A 19,931-nucleotide genomic window follows, 5' to 3' on the forward strand; every position below is an offset into this window, starting at 1 on the left:
GCAAATCGGTATACACCGCTTTCCCAAAATCTTTTCGCAGGAAATCACGATGCCCGAATCACTGAAAGATATCCCCATCAAGGTGGAGCAACGTGCCACGCAGAAGAATGCGGCACAGGACACCACGGAAGTGTCGTTATACGAAGAGCGTCAGAAAATCTATCCGCGCAGCGTCAAAGGCCTGTTCAACAACTGGCGCATCGTGTTCGTGCTTGGCACTCAGCTCGTCTTCTTCGGCATTCCCTGGCTGATGTGGAACGGCCGCCAGGCCGTGCATTTCGACCTGGTCAACCGCCAGTTCCACCTGTTCGGGCTGACCATCTGGCCGCAGGACTTCGTCTATCTCGCCGCCCTCCTGATATGCAGCGCCTTCGGTCTGTTTGCCTGGACCACCATCGCGGGTCGGCTGTGGTGCGGTTATTCCTGTCCGCAGACGGTGTACACCGAGATCATGCTGTGGATCGAGCAGTGGGTTGAAGGCGACCGCAACAAGCGCATGAGGCTCGACAAGCAGCCGATGAACCTCACCAAGTTCCGCATCAAGTTCACCAAGCATACGCTGATGGTGCTGTTCTCCTTGGTCACCGGTTTCACCCTGGTTGGCTACTTCACGCCGATCCGGGATCTGGTCGCCGCCGCACCGGGCTTCAATTACGGTCCGTGGGAAACGTTCTGGATGTTCTTCTACGGCGGCTTCACCTATTTGTTCGCCGGCATGATGCGCGAGCAGGTGTGCAAGTACATGTGCCCGTACGCCCGCTTCCAGGCCGTCATGTTCGACGCCGATACGCTGATCATTTCCTACGACGAGAAGCGCGGCGAACCGCGTGGCGCCCGCAAGAAAGGCCTCGACCCGCGCAGCGAAGGGCTGGGCGATTGCATCAACTGCAGTATCTGCGTGCAGGTCTGCCCGGTCGGCATCGACATCCGCAACGGTTTGCAATACGAATGCATCGGCTGTGCCGCCTGTATCGACGGCTGCGACGAGGTCATGGACAAGATGGGCTACCCGCGTGGCCTGATCCGCTACACCACGGAAAATGCCCTGGAAGGCAAATACAGCGAGAAGGAGATCGTCTCGCGCCTGAAACGGCCGCGCGTGGTGCTGTACTCGCTGCTTCTGCTCACCATTCTGATCGCTGCCGTCGTCTCGTTCTCGCAACGCAAGCCGTTCAAGGTGGACATTATCCGTGACCGCGCCTCGCTGGTCAGAGAAACCGACGAAGGCTGGCTGGAGAACAGCTATAGCGTGAAAATCATCAACGTCTCGGAACGAACCCAGCGCTTCCAGCTCGCAGTCGAGGGTCTGCCGGGAATCAAGCTGGAAACCGACAAGCCGATCATCACGGTCAAGGGTACCGAAACCGAAACCGTGCCGGTACGTGTCGAGGCCGACCCGCAATACGCCACCAAGGGCAGCCACGAAATCCACTTCGTGATCCAGTCCGCCGACGATCAGGCGCTGCGCGTGGAAGAAAAATCAAGTTTCATCGGAGAATAAGAGATGCAGAAGGCCCTCAATGTTTCGCGTCCTTGGTATCGGGAGCGCTGGCCATGGCTGCTGATGGCGGGCCCCGCTATCGTCGTGATCGCGGCCTTCGTCACCTTCGGCATCGCGGTCAAGAGCGACGACGGCATGGTGGTGGACGACTACTACCAGCAAGGCAAGGAGATCAACAAGCAGTTGCATCGCGATGAAGTGGCCAAGGCCATGGGGCTGTCGGCCCAGGTTCTGTTCAGCACCGACATGCGCCAGGTACGCGTCATCACCAGCAGCAAGCAGCCGCTGCCGGCCGAGCTGGAGCTGCAACTGCTGCACCCCGCCCAGGACGACTTCGACCAGCACATCACACTGCACCGCCTCAGCGACAACGTCTACCAGGGCACGGTGAAGCCCGCGCCGGCCAACCACTGGTATCTGCACCTGGAAGACAAGAGCAAGCAGTGGCGGGTGCAGGGCGATTGGCGCTCGGCCGAAGGCAACCAGGTTCTGCTCGGCACCCCTGCCCTGACACCGGTGGAGAACTGAGATGAAGCGCCGACACGCCCTGCTGGGACTGGCCGCACTGGTGTTGAGCGGCTGCGCCACGCAAGGCGGCTATACCCCCGCCTACCTCAACGGCACCGTGTCGCTGGCGGGCGGCCCGCTCGAGCGCGCCGGCAGCATGGTGCGTGTCACCCTGCTCGATGTCAGCCACAGCGATGCTCCGCCGCGCGTTCTGGCGGAACAATACCTGGAACAGCCCCCCGCCTTCCCCGCCGGGTTCTCGCTGTGCTACGACCGCCACGCCATCCAGGCCGATGGGCGCTACGTTGTGGAGGCACGGGTCTTCGTCGATGGCGAGCTGCGCCTGGCCAGCCGCGAGCCACGCCGGGTATTGGACGGCTCCAGTGCCACGGTGGAAATCAGCGCCGAGCCGGTGGCACGCTGAGCGGCTGTGCCAGATCAAAAAAACGGGGAGCTAGGCTCCCCGTTTTCATTCCAGCCTCAAACCGGCCGCAGCCGTGCAGTGAAGTGGCGCAGAATCGGCGGCTCGTAATCGAAGCACAAGCCGCGGATCGAGGCGGCACGCCGCTTGACGTCGATCAGGCAGTCGGCGATGTAGTCCATGTGGTCGTTGGTATACACCCGGCGCGGAATGGTCAGACGCAGCAGCTCGAATGGCGACGGCTCCTGGGCGCCGGTCTGGGGATTGCGCCCGAGCAGCAGCGAGCCGATCTCGACACCGCGGATGCCGCCCTCCAGATACAGCTCGCACGCCAGCGCGTGGGCGGGGAACTGATCGGCCGGGATATGCGGCAACAGCTTTTTCGCGTCGACAAACACCGCGTGTCCGCCGGTCGGGGTCTGGATCGGCACACCGCCCGCGCGTAGCCGCTCGCCAAGGTAGGCCACCTGGCCGATCCGGTAGCTCAGGTAGTCCTGGTCCATGCCCTCCTTCAGCCCCAGCGCCATGGCCTCCATGTCACGACCGGCCAGGCCACCGTAGGTGACGAAACCTTCCATCGGCACACAGCGCACCTGCACCGCGTGGAACAGCTCGATATCGTCCTTGAAGCAGCACAGGCCGCCGATATTGACCAGCGCGTCCTTCTTCGACGACATGGTGAACATGTCGCCATGGCTGAACATCTCACGCACGATATCGGCGATGGCATGGCCGGCGTAATCCGGGTCGCGCTGCTGGATGAACCAGGCGTTCTCGGCGAAGCGCGCCGCGTCGATGATCACCGGGATGCCGTGGGCGCGCGCCAGCTTGCTGGCTTCGCGGATGCTGTGCATCGACATCGGCTGGCCGCCGGCGCTGTTGCAGGTGATGGTGACGATCAGCCCGGCCACGTTGTCGGCACCGACCTCGGCGATCGTTTCGGCCAACCTTGGCAGGTCAAAATCGCCCTTCCAGTTGTAAGCGGTCTCGGTATCGAAGGCCTGCGGCGTCAGCACATTGATGGCGCGGGCACCGGCGATCTCGACGTGCGCCTTGGTGGTGTCGAAGTGGTAGTTGGACAGGAACACCGGCGACGTGCCCTTGACGCGCTTGACCAGTTCCGGGAACAAAATCTGCTCGGCCCCTCGCCCCTGGTGGGTCGGAATGGTATGAGCGTAGCCGAACACCTCCCTGACCGTATCGGCCAAATGGTAAAAATTGCGGCTGCCGGCATAGGCTTCGTCGCCCATCATCAGCCCGGCCCATTGCCGGTCGCTCATCGCACCGGTGCCGCTGTCGGTCAGGAGGTCGATATAGACGTCTTCGGCGCGCAGCAAGAAGGGATTCCAGCCGGCCTGCACGAGTGCTTGATGGCGTTGTTCGGGGGTGGTTTGCTTGATCGGTTCCACCATCTTGATGCGGAACGGTTCGGGAATGCGACGTGCCATGAGAGTCTCCCGGCTGTCGGCCGACCGCGGGCGCAACAACGCCAGGCGCGACGAGAGCGACAGCCTCTGTCTTCAGTTTAAACGGTATACGGGGAAAAGACGGATGCCACCGAGCGGCGGCGGAGAAACTCAGGCGCGGGGAAAGTCGTCGGCGAGGACGACGTCGAGGGTGTACCAGTTCATGGGCAGGCTATTGCGGTTGGCCCCTGCCCGGGTCAAGCAAGCCAACGTGTTCATGGAAGTAGCACCTTGAAAAGCATTGCCGGATGGCCAGGCGAGACTACTCCACTCCATCTGCTCCGGCAAGCGCTGCAGGAAAACGGCCGCGCAGATCGCTATCGCCCCCCAGGGGCGTTGTATCATCGTCAGGATTCCTTAAGGGAATGACGCCAACATCGGGTAGAATTGCGCTTTCTCAAAACACACAAATCCTGCCGGGCCGACCTGCCCAGGCAGTACCCGGACGACACCAGAAACACAGGATGAAACCCACTTCTCGACCCGGCTGGCAGCGCCAAGCCTTCTATGTGCTGCTGGCGCTGATCGTGGTGCGCCTGTCGGCCATGGCCCTGATCCCGCTCAATGACACCACCGAAGCCCGTTACGCCGAGATTGCCCGCAAGATGCTGGAAACCGGCAACTGGGTGACGCTGTGGCACGATTACCAGATCCCGTTCTGGGCCAAGCCTCCGCTCTCCACCTGGTTGTCTGCCGCGTTCATGGGAGTGTTCGGGGTGAACGAGCTGGCGGCACGCCTGCCTGCCTTGCTGCTCTCCATCGGCACCGTGGCGCTGACCGCCTCGCTGGCCGCCGCACGCAGCGGTCGCGATGCCGCTCTGGCCTGCGTGCTGGTACTCGCCAGCGGCCTGCTGTTCTTCCTCGCGGCCGGCACGGTGATGACCGACCCGGCGCTGATGTTCTCCGTCACCCTGATCCAGACCGCCTTCTGGCATGCGCTGGCCCAGCATAGCCGGCGCTGGGGCTATCTGTTCTTCGTCGGCATGGGGGTCGGCCTCTTGGCCAAGGGGCCGGTCGCCATCGTACTGGCGGCGATGCCGATCGGGCTGTGGGTGATCGTCCGTAAGCAATGGAAACCCTTGTGGCAGCACCTGCCCTGGTTCGGCGGTCTCGTGCTCACGCTACTGATCGCCGCCCCTTGGTACCTGCTGGCGGAACACCGCACCCCGGGCTTCCTGAATTACTTCATCATGGGCGAGCACGTCTCCCGCTTCCTCGATCCGGGCTGGAAAGGCGACCGCTACGGCTTCGCCCACGCCACCCCGCACGGCATGATCTGGCTCTATACCGTGGCCGCCCTGCTGCCGTGGTCGCTGGCGATGCTGCCCTGGCTGGCACGCCAGCGCCGCCGCCTGCCGGCCCTGTGTCGCGACCAGGACGGCTGGTTGCTGTACGCTGCCCTGTGGACCGTGATGACGCTGCTGTTCTTCAGCCTCTCCGGCAACATCATCTGGCCCTATTCGATGCCGATGCTGCCGGGCTTTGCCTTGTTGTTTGCCGAGTTGTGGCAACGTGCGGACCTGCCACAGCGCGGCCGCTGGCTACCGGCTCTGGGTCTGGTCAGCGCCGTGATCGCGCTGGCAGCCACCGCCGCCTTCGTACTGCGGCCCGAGGCGGTCGGACGCAGCCAGAAACGGTTGATCGAAGCCTGGCAGCACGAACAGCCGAGCCCGGACAGCCAGTTGCTGTACTGGGACCGCCGACGCGAGTTTTCGGCGGAGTTTTATTCCGCCGGCCGCGCCCGCAGCAGTACCGATTCGGCACGTTTCGAGGCGCTGCTGCACAATACGACGCGCGACTACATCGCCGTCGACGCCAAGGAAGTCGCGGAGCTGCCGCCGGCAGTACGGGCCGGCTTCGAAGAAATCGGCCGCTTCCGCAACCTGAAAGACGTTATCCTGCTGCTGCGCGAACACCAGCCGCCACGCCTCGCTGCGCCAGCCACTGAGCCTCTCCGGAGCCCGACATGAAGGAAGAGATCGTTCCTCCCTACCTGCTTGGCCTGCACGCGGCCGAGCGCCCCGCTGATCCATTGGTAAGCTGCATCATCCCGGCCTACAACGAGGCCGAGAACATCGTGCCGCTGTTGCAGACGCTGCACGGACTGCTAAAGGAGCATGGCTATCGCCATGAGCTGATCGTGGTCGACGACGGCAGCCGCGATGCCACCGTGGAAAAAGTGCTGAGCGAAACGGCCCCTCTGCCGGTGACCCTGGTACAGCTGTCGCGCAACTTCGGCAAGGAGATCGCGCTGACCGCCGGGGTCAACCAGGCCGGGGGGGATGTGGCGGTGCTGATCGACGGCGACTTCCAGCATCCGCCCGAGCTGGTGCCGGAATTCCTGGCGCACTGGCGCCGCGGCTACGACATGGTGTACAGCGTACGCTCCAGCCGCGAAGGCGAGAGCCTGGCGAAGCGCTGCTTCACCCGCGTGTTCTACACCCTGCTGAATACCGGGGCTCGGCTGAAAATTCCGGAAAACACGCAGGACTTCCGCGTGCTCGACCGCAACATCCTCGACGCCCTGCGCGCCATGCCGGAGCGCGACCGCTTCATGAAAGGGCTCTACAACTGGGTCGGCTTCACCCGGCTCGGGCTGGAGACCCATACCAACGCCCGCCGTTCAGGCCAGAGCAGTTTCAACTTCAAGCGCCTGCTCGATCTCGGGCTGACCGGACTGACATCGTTCTCCACCATGCCGCTGCGCATCTGGACCCTGGTCGGCAGCGCCATTTCGCTGGTGGCGATCGGCTACGCCTTCTACGAGGTGTTCCGCACCCTGGTCTACGGCAACCCGCTGCACGGCTGGCCGACGCTGGCGGTCGCGGTGACCTTCCTCGGCGGCATCCAGTTGCTCTCGATCGGCATCCTCGGCGAATACGTCGGACGGATTTTCGACGAAGTGAAGCAGCGTCCGAATTACCTGATCAGCCGTATCGTCTCCCCGGCCGACAAGGAACACGCCCCGCACCATGAAACGTGAACTGCTGGTATTCGGCTGCGTCGGCGTCAGCGCCATGCTGGCGCACTTCGTCATCGTCAGCCTGTGGCTGGTGCCGCTGGGCCTGCCGCCGCTGGCGGCCAATGTCGCCGCCTTCCTCCTGGCATTCCAGATCAGCTACTGGGGACACCGCCGGCTGACCTTCCAGGCCCACCATGTCCCGCACCGTCAGTCGCTGCCCCGCTTTTTCGGCGTGGCCAGCCTGAGCTTCGGATTGAACGAGGCCCTGTACTTCGTACTGTTGCGCTTCACCGCGCTGGATTACCGCAGCGCCCTGCTGCTGGTGCTGGTGCTGGTCGCCGTGTTTACCTTTGCACTGAGCAAGCTGTGGGCCTTTGCCGGGAAGCATCCGGCATGAGCCGCCGCCTGACCCTGTGCGCCGACGATTTCGCCCAGTCGCCCGCCATCAGCGAAGGGATTCTCGAGCTTCTGGAACGCCGCCGCCTGAGCGCCACCAGCGTGTTCAGCCTGTCGCCGCTGTGGCCGGCGCTGGCCGGTGAACTGGCACAGCGAGCCCCCGATGCCGACATCGGCCTGCACTGCAACCTGACCCACCCGTTCGACGACAGCGCGCGGCCGCTCGGCCACTGGCTGCTCTACAGCCAGCTCCGTCTGCTGTCGCGCCCGGCCTTGCGCGCTATGCTGCTGCGCCAGATCGACGCCTTCGCCGAGCATTTTGGCCGGCTCCCGGACTACCTCGACGGCCACCAGCACGTGCATGCCCTGCCGGTGGTACGGGACGCACTGCTCGAGGCCGTGGCGCTGCGCTGGAACGGCCGGGCTCGACCCTATCTGCGGGCACCGGACCGGCTCGGTGACAGCGGCGACAGTCCGGGCAAGGGGATGGTACTCAAGGCGCTGTGCGCCGGCTTCACCGGCATGGCCCGCCATCGCGGCCTGAGCACGCCAGGCTGGTTCGGCGGGCTGTACTCCTTGACGGCGGAGGCGGATTTTCCCGGTCTGATGCGGCGCTGGCTGCAGCGCTGCCAAGACGGCGGCCTGATCATGTGCCACCCGGGGCTACCGGCCGAGGACAGCAGCGACCCGATCGGCGCGGCACGACAGCAGGAATACAGCTATCTGGCCAGCGCCGCCTTCGAGGAAGACTGCCAGCGCAATGACATCGTGCTGGAACGCTTCGCCCAACCGCTCAGGCTGGGGAGTTGAGAACCGGCCAGGGCAGCGCCTCGGGTTGCCACTCCGGTTTTTGCAGAGCGGCCTGCAACGCCTCGGCGTTGAAATGCGCACCGTGCCGGGGCGGGCAGATGAAGTGGAAGCGTTCGCCGTCCAGGTGGAACGCCAGCGAGTAGGCGTGCAGATAGCCCCGGTCAGACGGCGTACCGCCGTACAGTTCGTCGCCCAGGATCGGCGCCGACAGGCTTTTCAGCGCCACGCGCAGCTGGTGCGTCTTGCCGCTGTGCGGGCGCAGGATGAACAGCCGCAGCCCCGGCGCCAGCGAAAAGCTGAAGAACTGGGTGATGGCGGGGTTGGCCGAAGACGGCAGCAGACGCCAGGCGCCGCCGCGCCCCTTCACCATATCTCCCCGCACCAGTCCCTGTTTCTTCTGCGGCTTGCGGTCCGACAGCGCCAGGTAGTATTTCTCGATCTCGCGCGCGGCGAAGGCTTCGGCCAACCTTGACGCCACCTCGGCCGAGCGCGCCACCAGCAACAGCCCCGAGGTGAGCCGGTCAAGACGATGCACCGGCCACAAGGCGTCGTCGGCCAATTGCGCGCGCAGTGCCTCCATCAGCCCCGCCTCGTCGCCCTGACGGTGAAAACTCACGCCGGGATGCTTGGCGATGACGTAGAAACGGGGATCGGTGGCAATCAGGTCGAACACGGCGCACTCACCATGAAAAAGAGGCCGATTCTAACAGCGAAGCGGCCTCTGGTTTTCAGTCTTGCTCAGGACAACGCTTCGTTCATGCGCGCCTCGGCCTCCATGCGCATGCGCTTGCGAATCTCCGCGTCGCGGAAGCGCTTGCGATGCGTTTCAGTGTCGAGCGACAGCGCCGGCACCGCCGCCGGCTTGCCCTGCTCCATCGCCACCATGGTGAAGTAACAACTGTTGGTGTGACGCACCGTACGCTGCTGGATGTCTTCGGCCACCACCTTGATGCCGACTTCCATCGAGGTGCGGCCGACGTGGTTGACGCTGGCGTAGAACGTCACCAGCTCGCCGACGTGGATCGGCTGCTTGAACAATACCTGGTCCACCGACAGCGTCACCACGTAGCAGCCGGCGTAGCGGCTGGCACAGGCGTAGGCCACCTGGTCCAGCAGCTTCAGCAGCACGCCGCCGTGCACATTGCCGGAGAAGTTCGCCATATCGGGCATCATCAGTACCGACATCACCAGCTCGCGCTGCGTCGGATGATTGCTCGTTTCAGTCATTTTCTGTGTTCCCTGGGTCATTATCTATCTGTTATGTACTGCAGTAGAATCGCTGTCTACCGCTCCCCGGACGATACCATGAACGCCCTTTCGCGACTGTTCGACTACGCGCGCCAGTACCGGCGGGACGCCCGCCTTGCCGCACTGTACTCGGTGCTCAACAAGTTCTTCGACATCCTGCCCGAGGTGCTGATCGGCGTCGCCGTCGACGTGGTGGTCAACAAGCAAGCTTCGTTCCTGGCGCGCTTCGGCATCACCGACACCATGCAGCAGTTGCTGCTGCTGGGCTTGCTGACGGTGCTGATCTGGGGCGGCGAATCGCTGTTCCAGTTCCTGTACGAGGTCAAGTGGCGCAACCTGGCGCAAAGCCTGCAGCACGAACTGCGGCTGGACGCCTACCGCCATGTGCAGAAGCTGCCACTCGCCTACTTCGAGAACAAGAGCACCGGCAAGCTGATGGCCATCCTCAACGACGACATCAACCAGATGGAGCGCTTCCTCAACGGTGGCGCCAACAGCATCATCCAGGTGTTCTGCTCCTCGCTGATGGTCGGCGCGGTGTTCTTCCTGCTGGCGCCCAAACTGGCGCTGATCTCGCTCTTGCCGGTGCCGCTGATCCTGTACGGCACCTTCTGGTTCCAGCGCCGCCTCGCGCCGCGCTACGCCGAGGTGCGCGAGGCCGCCGGTGTGATCAACGGCCGGCTCAATAACAACCTGCTTGGCATCGCCACCATCAAGGCCTTCACCGCCGAAGAGTTCGAAGCCGCCCACATTCACGACGCCAGCGAGCATTACCGCCGCACCAACGCGCGCGCCATCCAGCTCTCGGCCGCCATCACCCCGGTGATCCGCATGGCCATCCTGGCGGGCTTCGTCGCCACCCTGGTCTACGGCGGCTGGATGGCGACCCACGGCGAAATCGGTGTCGGCAGCTACTCGGTGCTGGTCTACCTGACCCAGCGCCTGCTGTGGCCGCTCACCGGGCTTGCCGACATCGCCGACCTGTACCAGCGCTCGATGGCCTCGATCGAGCGCGTGCTGGGGGTGCTGGCCACGCCCCAGACCATCCCCTACGAGGGCCGTCATCTCGCAGCGGAACACGTCGCCGGACGGCTGGAATTCGACGCACTGTCCTTCGCCTACGCCGACGCCCCCACGCTGCAGGACGTCACGCTCACCATCGAGCCCGGCCAGACCGTCGCCTTCGTCGGCGCCACCGGCTCCGGCAAGAGCACGCTGGTGAAACTGCTGCTGCGCTTCTACCAGCCCCAGACCGGACAGATCCGCCTCGACGGTCACGACATCCAGCAGCTCGACCTGACCGACCTGCGCCGCGCCATCGGCTACGTCAGCCAGGACGTGTTCCTGACCGACGGCAGCGTGGCCGACAACATCGGCTACGGCCTGGGCCAGGTCAGCCGCGAGGCGATCGTGGCCGCCGCCAAGGCGGCGGAAGCACACGATTACATCGAACGCCTGCCGCAGGGCTACGACACCCAGATCGGCGAGCGCGGCCAGAAACTGTCGGGCGGCCAGCGCCAGCGCCTGGCCTTGGCGCGCGCCATCCTGAAGAATCCGCCAGTACTGGTGCTGGACGAGGCCACCAGCGCGGTGGACAACGAAACCGAGGCCGCCATCCAGCGCTCGCTCGACGTCATCTCGCGTACCCGCACCACCCTGGTGATCGCCCACCGCCTGTCCACCGTACGCCACGCCCACTGCATCCACGTCATGGAGCACGGCACCATCGTCGAGTCCGGCACCCACGACAGTCTGCTGGCGCAAAACGGCAGCTACGCTGCGCTGTGGCGGCTGCAGACCGGCGAGCGCTCCGTTCTCGACAGTCCGCCGAGCCTGGTCTGAGCCCGGGCCAGGGCTCAGGCATGGCCTCGCGCCCGGGTTACGTTAATCAAGTGATTGTTTAACAATTGTTAAGACGCCGGAATTCACGGCAACCCTGCGTCTATAATCCCGCCCAAGTTGGACCCAGGCAGCGCCGCGGCAAACCGGTCGTCCCGTGCTAGCGGCTGCACCCACCCTGCCATCATCCCCAGGTCACGCCACGCGCACGCCTGTCCCGATTCCCGACTGTTACTCAGTGGAGGCTCTCATGTTCAAACACTCGAAAACCCTGCTCACCGCCGCCGTCGCCCTGAGCGTCGGCCTCGCCGCCTGCACCACCAACCCGCAGACCGGCCAAAGCCAGATGAGCAAGACTGCCATGTACGGCCTCGGTGCCGCCGCCGCCTGCGGCATTGCCGGTGCCGCCACCCACGGCAGCAAGGGCGCACGCAACGCGGCGCTGGGCTGCGGCATCGTCGGCGCCGGCGTGGGCGCCTACATGGACTATCAGGAAAAACAGCTGCGCGACAAGCTGGCCAACACCCAGGTCGGCGTCGACCGCGTCGGCGACCAGATCAAGCTGACCATGCCGGACAACATCACCTTCGCCGTCAACAGCGCCGAGCTGCAGCCTTCCGTACGCACGGCGCTGACCGATGTCTCCAACGTGCTGACCCAGTACCCGGATACCACCATCACCGTCGCCGGGCACACCGACAACACCGGCAACGTGGCCTACAACCAGACGCTGTCGCAGCGCCGTGCCCAGTCCGTCGCGGGCTTCCTGCAATCGCGTGGCGTCGCCGGCAGCCGTATCAACCCCGTCGGCTACGGCCAGAACCAGCCGATCGCCAGCAACACCACGGCCGAAGGCCGCGCCAAGAACCGCCGCGTGGAAATCCTGATCAACCCGAAAGCCAGCTGATCGCAGCATCCGGCATGACAATCCAACCGGAGGCGTGTCCTCCGGTTTTTTGTTTTCGCCAGCGGCGGGCAAAAAAAAGGCCGACGAATAGTCGGCCTTAAAAACGCTCAGTAATGGAGGAACTACAATAAAACGCCCGCAAAGCAGCGCCCTGCGGAACCTGACCACACTGCCGCAAGGCGGCAATGCACAGATCCAGGGTGGCTATGCCACCCGTCCTGTCCCCAAACATGGGGCCAGAACAACATTCGTTCAAGTCTAACCTTGCCAGGCTGTGCCCGGCTGAAGCATGCCCCAGAAGGGCAACAGCGCTGGCAGGTATCGACTCACAGCAAGGAGGAAGATCAGCGACAGTCTTCTGCGCCAACCCCACACACCCTCCTGCTGCACAACACACACAACACACAGGGAGAGCTCGTAGTATAGTGAGCCGTAATCCATTCTAGAAATGAATTAAAATTATCGTTACCATTCACTAACGGAATGCACCAACATGGACATCAAAGCGCTGCGTTATTTCATTGAAGTAGTGCGCCGTCAAAGTTTTACCCGCGCCGCCGATGCCCTGTTCGTGACCCAGCCGACCATCAGCAAGATGGTCAAGCACCTGGAAGAAGAACTCGGCGTGCCGCTGATCATCCGCGAGGGACGCAGCTTCCAGCTGAGCGATGCCGGCAAGGTCGCCTACGAGCGCGGACAAGATGTGCTGGCCGCCATGAGCCGCCTGAAAACCGAGCTGTCGGATCTCTCGGCGCTGACCCGCGGCGAGCTCATCGTCGGCCTGCCGCCGATGGTCGGCGGCGCCTTCTTCGCGCCGGTGGTCAGCTCGTTCCGCGCTCACTACCCCAACGTCGAACTGAAGATGGTCGAATACGGTGCGCGCTCGATCGAGAGCAACATCCGTTCCGGCCAGCTGGAAATCGGCGTAGCGGTGCTGCCGGTCGATCGCCAGGTGTTCAATACCTTCAGCTTCGTGCGTGACCGCCTGTGCCTGGTGGCTCCCGACCAGTCGCGCTGGCACGGCCAACGCAATATCAAGCTCGCCGACATCGCCGACGAGCCGATCGTGTTCTACCCCGAGGACTTCTCGCTCTCCACCCTGGTCAGCCAAGGCTTTCGCCGCCTGGGCAAAACCATCCATATCGCCGGACGCAGTGCCCACTGGGACTTCATCGCCGCCATGGTGGAAGCCCGCCTCGGTATCGCGCTGCTACCGGAAAGCGTGGCGGCCCGGTTGTACGGGCGCCCCTTCGACGTCATCCCGCTCGACGAGAAGGAGATCATCTGGCACCTGGCACTGATCTGGCAAAAGGATGTCTATCTCTCACACGCCGCGCGCGCCTGGATCCAGATGTCGCGTGACATGCTGGGTAGCCTGGAATAGACGAGGAAGCACGATGAAAACCCTGAAACTGCTGTTGCTCAGCCTGCTGCTGGCCGCCTGTTCGACTCTCTCCTGGCAAAAGCCGCAGGTGTCGATTGCCGACATCGAGCCCGGCAAGAGCACGCTGTTCGAGCAGACCTTCACCCTCACCCTGCGGCTGCAGAACCCGAACAACTACACCCTCTCGGCGAAAGGGCTGGTATTCGACGTCGCCGTCGGCGGCGAGAAACTGGCACGCGGGGTCAGCCCCCAGGCGATCCAGGTCGCGGCGCTGAGCGAAAGCCTGGTCAAGGTCGAGTTGCACACCAGCACCCGCCACTGGCTGAAACAGGTCGGTCGCCTGCTGGAACACCCGGACAGCACGCTGGACTATGAAATCAACGGCCAGCTGCAAGATATCAACGGTCTGGGCACGCTGCCGTTCAGCAGCAAGGGCGAATGGAGCCGCCCGCATTGAACAAGGCTGGCGCCAGGAGACCGGGGCTTGCCCCTCCTGGCAGCAGCGCTCCCGCCCTCCAGCGCGGCGCCTTCCCGTGAAAGACGGGCGAGCCAGGCCTTACAAGAGAGAGTCGGCCTTGCTCGCCCAGGCGCGCAGCGACTCCAGAAACAGCCTAACCCGCCTGGGCTGCCCGCTGGTCGCATAGACAGCATGCATTTGCGGATCCTGGCCACGGGAAGAGGTCACCCGATAATCCGGGCAGACTTTGACGAGAGCCCCCTCCTTGACCGCCGGCGCCGCCAGCCAACTGGCCAATCGGGCAATCCCCACGCCATGCCGCGCCGCCAGATACACCGCGACGCCCGAATTGAAACGGTAGCGGGGCTCTACCTTGCTGCGGAACTGCCTCCCCTCCGAGACGAAATACCAGTCCTTCAGGATGCGAGGCGCCGTGTGCACGATGAGCTCATGCTCCACCAGTTCGTCGGGCGACACGGGTAGCCCACGCCGGCGGATGTAGTCCGGGCTGGCAAACAGATGACGGCGGTAATCCCACAAGGGGAAACCGATCAGTTCGCTGTCTTGGGGAAATGCCCCGCGTATCGCAAAATCCAGCTTTTCCCGGATCGGGTCCAGCAGTTCGTCACTGAAACGCACATCGATGCGCACATCGGGGTGCTGGGTGGCGAACTCGGCGATCACCCCCGGCAACACGCCGATGGCGAGGTTTTCCGGTGCGGCACACCGTATCCAGCCCTGCGCCGCCGCGCCGAGGCCCGCTAATTCCTCCTGAGCCTCCACCTGCAAATCCAGCATCTGCCTGGCGTAGGTGTAATAACTCTCCCCCGCCGCGGTCAGGCTCACCAATTTCTGCGAGCGCTGCAGCAGAGTACTGCCGACCTCGTATTCCAAGGCCTGAATCGCCCGCGTCACGGCGCTGGGAGAGCGCCCCAACAGCCGGGCGGCGGCGACAAAGCTGCGCTTTTCAGCCACGGTACAGAACACACTGATTTCCCACAGCAAGGGTAACTGCATCGGCCCTCTTTCATTGCAATTAACGCAACACGATATTGCAACACAATCCGGGCTGCTCTTCTATACTCGCCGCCAATCGGTTCCTGGCATCCTGCCGCCGGGGCCATGCCATCACATCGTTCAGAGCGATACCATGCTGACCTTGACCTTGCTATGCGGTTTTGCCTTCTGTGCCGGACTGATCGATGCCGCCGTCGGTGGTGGCGGCCTGATCCAGATTCCGGCGTTGTTCAACATCCTGCCTGCCGTGCCGTCCGCCACACTGCTCGGTACCAACAAGCTGGCGTCGGCCAGCGGCACCTCGCTCGCGGCCCGCTCCTTCATCGGCAGAGTAGCGATTCCCTGGAGCCTGGTGCTGCCAGCCGCCCTCAGCGCCTTTGCCATGGCGTTTTTGGGCGCCGCCGCCGTGTCGGCGGTACCGACGGCGGTGCTGCGCCCGCTGGTACTGGTGCTCATCGTCGCCATGGCGCTCTATACCTTTTTCAAGAAGGACTTCGGCGCGGTGCGGCGCCCGCTCTCGGTGGGCTGGCGCGAGCGTCTGCTGTCACTGCTGGTCGGCGGGGCGATCGGCTTTTATGACGGGCTGTTCGGCCCTGGCACCGGCAGCTTCCTGATCTTTCTGTTTATCCGCTGCTTTGCCTTCGACTTCCTGCAGGCTTCCGCCTCCGCCAAACTGGTGAACCTGGCCACCAACATTGCCGCACTGTGTTTTTTCGTCCCCACAGGCAAGGTGCTGTATGGCGTCGCTGCTCCGATGGCACTCAGCAACATGGTGGGGGCTTGGGTCGGAACCCGCATCGCCATGAAACGCGGCACCGCGTTCATCCGCATGCTGTTCCTGTGCCTGCTAGCCATCCTGATCGTCAAGCTCGGCTACGACATGATCAAGGCTTGACCCCCGGCTTCGGGCTCTTGCCATGACCTCGCCGGCTCCCGGCCACGCAGCCCCCTGGCAAGCGGGTAGACATCCTGCGACGGCAGACACGGCAGGGCCGGAAAATCCATCTAGAAAAGAAGAGCCGGCGGCCAGCCCGCCGGTCTCGTTTTTCCATAAAAAAACGCCACCTTTCCGGTGGCGTTTTGCTTGGATCTGGCAGTCGTGACGACTTAGATCATGCCCTTGCTTTTCAGCAGTTCGAACATGGTCTTGCCGATTTCGGCCGGGCTGCGGGTGTAGGCGATGCCAGCTTGCTCAAAAGCCTTGAACTTCTCTTCGGCGGTACCCTTGCCGCCGGAGATGATGGCACCGGCATGGCCCATGCGCTTGCCCTTCGGCGCGGTAACGCCGGCGATGTAACCCACAACCGGCTTGGTCACGTAGGCCTTGGCGAACTCGGCCGCTTCCTCTTCGGCGGAACCGCCGATTTCACCGATCATCACGATGGCGTCGGTGTCCGGATCGTCCTGGAACAGCTTCAGTGCGTCGATGTGGCTGGTGCCCGGGATCGGGTCGCCGCCGATACCGATACACGTGGACTGCCCCAGGCCCAGGGCGGTGGTCTGCGCTACGGCTTCGTAGGTCAGGGTGCCGGAACGGGACACGATGCCGATGCGGCCCGGGTTGTGGATGTGCCACGGCATGATGCCGATCTTGCACTCGCCCGGGGTGATGATGCCGGGGCAGTTCGGCCCGATCAGGCGGATGCCGGCTTCGTCGACGGCTTTCTTCACGTACAGCATGTCGAGGGTCGGCACGCCTTCGGTGATGCAGACGATCAGCTTCACGCCGGCGTCCACGGCTTCCAGGATGGAGTCCTTGGCAAACGCTGCCGGTACGTAGATCACCGAGGCGTCAGCCTGGGTCTGGCGTACGGCATCCTTCATGGTGTTGAACACCGGCAGGCCCAGGTGCTCGGAACCGCCCTTACCCGGGGTCACGCCACCAACGACCTTGGTGCCGACCTTCAGCGCTTGTTCGGCGTGGAAAGTCCCGTTCTTGCCGGTGAAACCTTGCACCAGCACTTTCGTATCTTTGTTGACCAATACGCTCATTTTGAAATCCTTATGCGGTGCAGGTGATTAGAGGGCGGCGACGGCAGCAACGATCTTCTCGGCTGCGTCGTTCAGGCCCTGGGCGGAGGTCAGCTTCAGACCGGATTCGTCCAGGATCTTGGCGCCCAGCTCGGCGTTGTTGCCTTCCAAGCGCACAACGACCGGCACGGTCACGTTCACTTCCTTCACGGCAGCAATGATCGCCTCGGCAATCATGTCGCAACGCACGATACCGCCGAAGATGTTGATCAGCACACCCTTCACCGAGGTATCGGCCAGGATCAGCTTGAACGCCTCGATCACGCGCTCCTTGGTGGCGCCACCGCCCACGTCCAGGAAGTTGGCCGGCTGGCCGCCCTTCAGCTTGATGATGTCCATGGTGGCCATCGCCAGACCGGCACCGTTCACCATGCAGCCGATGTTGCCTTCCAGGGCTACGTAGTTCAGGTCGAACTCGGAAGCCTTCACTTCGCGTTCGTTTTCCTGCGACTTGTCGCGCTGGGCCAGCAGTTCCGGGTGACGGTACAGGGCGTTGGAGTCGAGGTTGATCTTGCCGTCGACGCAAGCCAGTTCGCCGTTTTCACGCAGCGCCAGCGGGTTCACTTCGAACAGGGCGAAATCGTTGGCCACGAAGGCTTCGTAGGCGCCCAGCATCAGCTTGGTGAATTCGCCAACCTGCTTGCCAGAGAGGCCCAGGGCAAACGCGCAGTCGCGAGCCTGGAACGGCTGCATGCCGACCAGCGGGTTCACTTCGACCTTGATGATCTTTTCCGGGGTTTCTTCGGCGACCTTCTCGATTTCCACACCGCCTTCGGTGGACACCATGAACACCACGCGCTGGGAACCGCGGTCAACCACGGCGCCCAGGTACAGTTCGCGCTGTACCGGGTACATGTCTTCGCACACCAGCACGCTGTTCACCGGCTGACCGGCGGCGTCGGTCTGATAGGTCACCAGATTGGTGCCGATCAGGGTCTTGGCGACTTCGGCGGCTTCTTCGCGGCTCTTCACCACTTTCACGCCACCTGCCTTGCCACGGCCACCGGCGTGGACCTGGGCCTTCACAACGGCAAACTTGCCACCCAGCTTGTCGTAAGCAGCGGCGGCTTCTTCCGGCGAGTGAGCCAGAATGCCTTGTTGCACCGGCAGGCCGTACTTGGCCAGCAGCTCTTTCGCTTGGTATTCGTGCAGGTTCATCTATGATTTCCTTTCGGTGGATAGTCGGCGGGCCTTTCGGCCAACCTTGCTATGCCTGGGATTCTGCAAATTTACCGCCCGCATCACGGGCGGATGGGTCAATCAATCCAGCGCAAGACGAGAGTTCAGACTCGGCGAGCAGAGACAAGACGAGACGCTCGGAGCGCAGCAACCGGAATGTACATCAAGTACATCAGGGTTCCGAAGCGCTGAGCGAATATAAAATCCGCCCACCGTGCGCGCAACAGCGTCTTGACACCGTCGCCGGTTGAAAACCGTTTTAGCCGTGCAGCGCGCGCTTGTCTGCCGCCAGCGCCGCCTCATGTACCACTTCGGACAGCGACGGATGGGCGTGGACGATGCGTGCCAGGTCTTCACTGGCCGCCTTGAACTCCATCGACACCACGCCTTCGGTGACCAGCTCGGACACCATCGGGCCGATCATGTGCAGGCCGAGGATGCGGTCGGTCTTGGCGCAAGCCAGGATCTTCACGGTACCCTGCGCCTGGCCGAGGCCGAGCGCGCGGCCGTTGGCCGCGAAGCCGGACGTACCTTTCTTGTACTCGATGCCTTCGGCCTTGAGCTGTTCTTCGGTCTTGCCGACCCAGGCGATTTCCGGCGAGGTGTAGATCACCCACGGAATCACACCGAAGTCGACGTGAGGCTTCTGGCCGGCGATGCGCTCGGCCACGGCCACGCCCTCTTCCGACGCCTTGTGCGCCAGCATCGGGCCGCGCACCACGTCGCCGATGGCCCAGATGTTCGGCAGGTTGGTATGGCAGTGGTCATCCACCACCACGAAGCCGCGCTCGTCCATCTGCAGGCCGACGCTCTCGCCGCCCAGACCGGCGGTGTTCGGCACACGGCCGATCGACACGATCAGCTTGTCGAACTCGGCGCTGAAGGCTTCACCGTTCAGCTCGTAGTTGACGGTGACGCTGTCGGCTGCGGTCTTGATCTCGCCGATCTTCACGCCCAGCTTGATGTCGAGACCGGTGTCCTTGGTCAGCGTCTTGAAGGCTTCCTTGGCGATCTGCTGGTCGGCGGCGGCGAGGAAGGTCGGCATCGCTTCGAGGATGGTCACCTCGGCGCCCAGACGCTTCCATACCGAGCCCATTTCCAGGCCGATCACGCCGGCGCCGATCACACCCAGGCGCTTCGGCGTGGCGCTCAACGCCAGGGCACCGGCGTTGTCCAGCACCAACTGGTTGTCGACCGGCAGACCCGGCAGCTGACGCGGGTTGGAACCGGTGGCGATGATGACGTGGGTGGCTTCCAGGGTGTCCACCACGGCACCGTTGTCGCTGACCTCGATCACCCAGCGCTCGCCCTGGCGGCCTTTCAGACTGGCCAGGCCGTGGATGTTCGCAACCTTGTTCTTCTTGAACAGGAAAGCGATACCGCCGGCGTTCTTGGTGATGATGCCGTCCTTGCGCTTGAGCATCTCGGCGACGTCCATCTTGGCGCCGTCCACCGTGATGCCGTGCTTGGCAAAGTCGTGCTGCACGGCGTGGAAGTTTTCCGACGACTGCAGCAGGGCCTTGGACGGGATGCAGCCTACGTTCAGGCAGGTACCGCCGAGGGAAGGCTTGCCTTCCGGATTCTTGTAGGCGTCGACGCAAGCGGTGTTGAAGCCCAACTGCGCTGCGCGAATGGCGGCCACGTAGCCGCCGGGGCCGCCGCCGATGACGACGACGTCAAACTGCTGACTCATTGAATTCCCCTGTTTCGCGGAGGCCGGTCCAAGCAGACTGCCTGGGCCGGCTCCGTGTCGCCGTCTCTGCAAGAAACGGCGACGCACATTCGTAATGCCCGGGAACGCTCGAT

General features: G+C 63.6%; 20 protein-coding genes. 12 read left to right on the forward strand and 8 right to left on the reverse strand.

The features are described 5' to 3' along the window. Positions 1-49 precede the first annotated feature (49 nt). The 3 genes from ccoG to FURADRAFT_RS05415 are packed head-to-tail and all read left to right on the forward strand — an operon-like array spanning position 50 to position 2,432. Positions 50-1,501 (forward strand): cytochrome c oxidase accessory protein CcoG, encoded by a 1,452-nt coding sequence (gene ccoG, locus FURADRAFT_RS05405; RefSeq protein ID WP_008953115.1) that lies wholly within the window; start codon positions 50-52, stop codon positions 1,499-1,501. 3 nt (positions 1,502-1,504) lie between these two features. After that, positions 1,505-2,029 (forward strand): FixH family protein, encoded by a 525-nt coding sequence (locus FURADRAFT_RS05410; RefSeq protein ID WP_008953116.1) that lies wholly within the window; start codon positions 1,505-1,507, stop codon positions 2,027-2,029. Position 2,030: 1 nt separating this feature from the next. Continuing rightward, a complete protein-coding gene (locus FURADRAFT_RS05415) occupies positions 2,031-2,432 on the forward strand; it encodes a YbaY family lipoprotein (RefSeq protein ID WP_008953117.1) in 402 nt (133 codons plus the stop codon). Positions 2,433-2,488: 56 nt separating this feature from the next. On the opposite strand, the gene FURADRAFT_RS05420 is transcribed toward FURADRAFT_RS05415, so the two are convergent. Together FURADRAFT_RS05420 and FURADRAFT_RS05425 are read right to left on the reverse strand one after the other, a co-directional pair. Then, the gene (locus FURADRAFT_RS05420; protein WP_008953118.1) at positions 2,489-3,877 is read right to left on the reverse strand and encodes a tryptophanase; all 1,389 of its coding nucleotides are present in this window, start codon (positions 3,875-3,877) and stop codon (positions 2,489-2,491) included. 129 nt (positions 3,878-4,006) lie between these two features. Then, positions 4,007-4,240 carry a hypothetical protein gene (locus FURADRAFT_RS05425; protein WP_008953119.1) on the reverse strand — a complete coding sequence of 78 codons (234 nt, stop codon included), beginning with the start codon at positions 4,238-4,240 and terminating at the stop codon, positions 4,007-4,009. A 119-nt stretch (positions 4,241-4,359) separates the two neighbouring features. On the opposite strand from FURADRAFT_RS05425, the gene FURADRAFT_RS05430 reads away from it, so the two are divergent. Genes FURADRAFT_RS05430 through FURADRAFT_RS05445 form a run of 4 tightly spaced genes read left to right on the forward strand, consistent with a single transcriptional unit; the run spans position 4,360 to position 8,063 of the window. Beyond that, positions 4,360-5,865, forward strand: a complete 1,506-nt coding sequence (locus FURADRAFT_RS05430) for an ArnT family glycosyltransferase (protein WP_008953120.1) — start codon at positions 4,360-4,362, stop codon at positions 5,863-5,865. Continuing rightward, positions 5,862-6,878, forward strand: a complete 1,017-nt coding sequence (locus FURADRAFT_RS05435) for a glycosyltransferase family 2 protein (protein ID WP_008953121.1) — start codon at positions 5,862-5,864, stop codon at positions 6,876-6,878. The genes FURADRAFT_RS05430 and FURADRAFT_RS05435 overlap by 4 nt, the downstream gene beginning before the upstream one ends. Continuing rightward, positions 6,868-7,254, forward strand: coding sequence for a GtrA family protein (locus FURADRAFT_RS05440; RefSeq protein WP_008953122.1), 387 nt, complete (start codon positions 6,868-6,870; stop codon positions 7,252-7,254). Before FURADRAFT_RS05435 ends, FURADRAFT_RS05440 begins: the two co-directional genes overlap by 11 nt. Further along, positions 7,251-8,063, forward strand: a complete 813-nt coding sequence (locus tag FURADRAFT_RS05445; RefSeq protein ID WP_008953123.1) for a ChbG/HpnK family deacetylase — start codon at positions 7,251-7,253, stop codon at positions 8,061-8,063. Before FURADRAFT_RS05440 ends, FURADRAFT_RS05445 begins: the two co-directional genes overlap by 4 nt. On the opposite strand, the gene FURADRAFT_RS05450 is transcribed toward FURADRAFT_RS05445, so the two are convergent. After that, a complete protein-coding gene (locus FURADRAFT_RS05450) occupies positions 8,047-8,736 on the reverse strand; it encodes a TIGR01621 family pseudouridine synthase (RefSeq protein ID WP_008953124.1) in 690 nt (229 codons plus the stop codon). The genes FURADRAFT_RS05445 and FURADRAFT_RS05450 overlap by 17 nt on opposite strands. Positions 8,737-8,801: 65 nt before the next feature. Further along, positions 8,802-9,290: an acyl-CoA thioesterase gene (locus FURADRAFT_RS05455; protein ID WP_008953125.1), complete on the reverse strand. Its 489-nt coding sequence runs from the start codon at positions 9,288-9,290 to the stop codon at positions 8,802-8,804. A gap of 78 nt (positions 9,291-9,368) precedes the next feature. Here FURADRAFT_RS05455 and FURADRAFT_RS05460 point away from each other — a divergent pair, with 78 nt between their 5' ends. The 4 genes from FURADRAFT_RS05460 (at position 9,369) to FURADRAFT_RS05475 (ending at position 13,898) form a co-directional block, all read left to right on the forward strand. Then, on the forward strand, positions 9,369-11,153 hold the full coding sequence (locus FURADRAFT_RS05460) for an ABC transporter ATP-binding protein (RefSeq protein ID WP_008953126.1): 1,785 nt from the start codon (positions 9,369-9,371) through the stop codon (positions 11,151-11,153). A 247-nt stretch (positions 11,154-11,400) separates the two neighbouring features. Further along, complete coding sequence (locus tag FURADRAFT_RS05465) at positions 11,401-12,057, forward strand: OmpA family protein (RefSeq protein ID WP_008953127.1); 657 nt, start codon at positions 11,401-11,403, stop codon at positions 12,055-12,057. Positions 12,058-12,550: 493 nt separating this feature from the next. Next, complete coding sequence (locus tag FURADRAFT_RS05470) at positions 12,551-13,441, forward strand: LysR family transcriptional regulator (RefSeq protein ID WP_008953128.1); 891 nt, start codon at positions 12,551-12,553, stop codon at positions 13,439-13,441. Between the two features lie 13 nt (positions 13,442-13,454). Next, a complete protein-coding gene (locus FURADRAFT_RS05475; protein WP_008953129.1) occupies positions 13,455-13,898 on the forward strand; it encodes an LEA type 2 family protein in 444 nt (147 codons plus the stop codon). Positions 13,899-13,997: 99 nt separating this feature from the next. Here FURADRAFT_RS05475 and FURADRAFT_RS05480 read toward each other — a convergent pair whose 3' ends face one another. Then, entirely contained in the window at positions 13,998-14,903 is a 906-nt protein-coding gene (locus FURADRAFT_RS05480) for a LysR family transcriptional regulator (RefSeq protein WP_236261546.1), read from the reverse strand. Positions 14,904-15,048: 145 nt separating this feature from the next. Between FURADRAFT_RS05480 and FURADRAFT_RS05485 the strand changes: the two genes are divergently transcribed. After that, a complete protein-coding gene (locus FURADRAFT_RS05485; protein WP_008953131.1) occupies positions 15,049-15,810 on the forward strand; it encodes a sulfite exporter TauE/SafE family protein in 762 nt (253 codons plus the stop codon). Positions 15,811-16,022: 212 nt separating this feature from the next. Here the strand turns inward: FURADRAFT_RS05485 and sucD are convergent, their stop codons facing one another. The 3 genes from sucD to lpdA all read right to left on the reverse strand — a co-directional run bounded on the left by sucD (position 16,023) and on the right by lpdA (position 19,818). Further along, complete coding sequence (gene sucD / locus FURADRAFT_RS05490) at positions 16,023-16,907, reverse strand: succinate--CoA ligase subunit alpha (RefSeq protein WP_008953132.1); 885 nt, start codon at positions 16,905-16,907, stop codon at positions 16,023-16,025. A gap of 27 nt (positions 16,908-16,934) precedes the next feature. Continuing rightward, positions 16,935-18,104: an ADP-forming succinate--CoA ligase subunit beta gene (gene sucC, locus FURADRAFT_RS05495; protein WP_008953133.1), complete on the reverse strand. Its 1,170-nt coding sequence runs from the start codon at positions 18,102-18,104 to the stop codon at positions 16,935-16,937. 280 nt (positions 18,105-18,384) lie between these two features. Beyond that, complete coding sequence (gene lpdA / locus FURADRAFT_RS05500) at positions 18,385-19,818, reverse strand: dihydrolipoyl dehydrogenase (protein ID WP_008953134.1); 1,434 nt, start codon at positions 19,816-19,818, stop codon at positions 18,385-18,387. Positions 19,819-19,931 lie beyond the last annotated feature (113 nt).

It is taken from the genome of Pseudogulbenkiania ferrooxidans 2002 (genome assembly GCF_000174355.1).
Lineage (GTDB): Bacteria > Pseudomonadota > Gammaproteobacteria > Burkholderiales > Chromobacteriaceae > Pseudogulbenkiania > Pseudogulbenkiania ferrooxidans.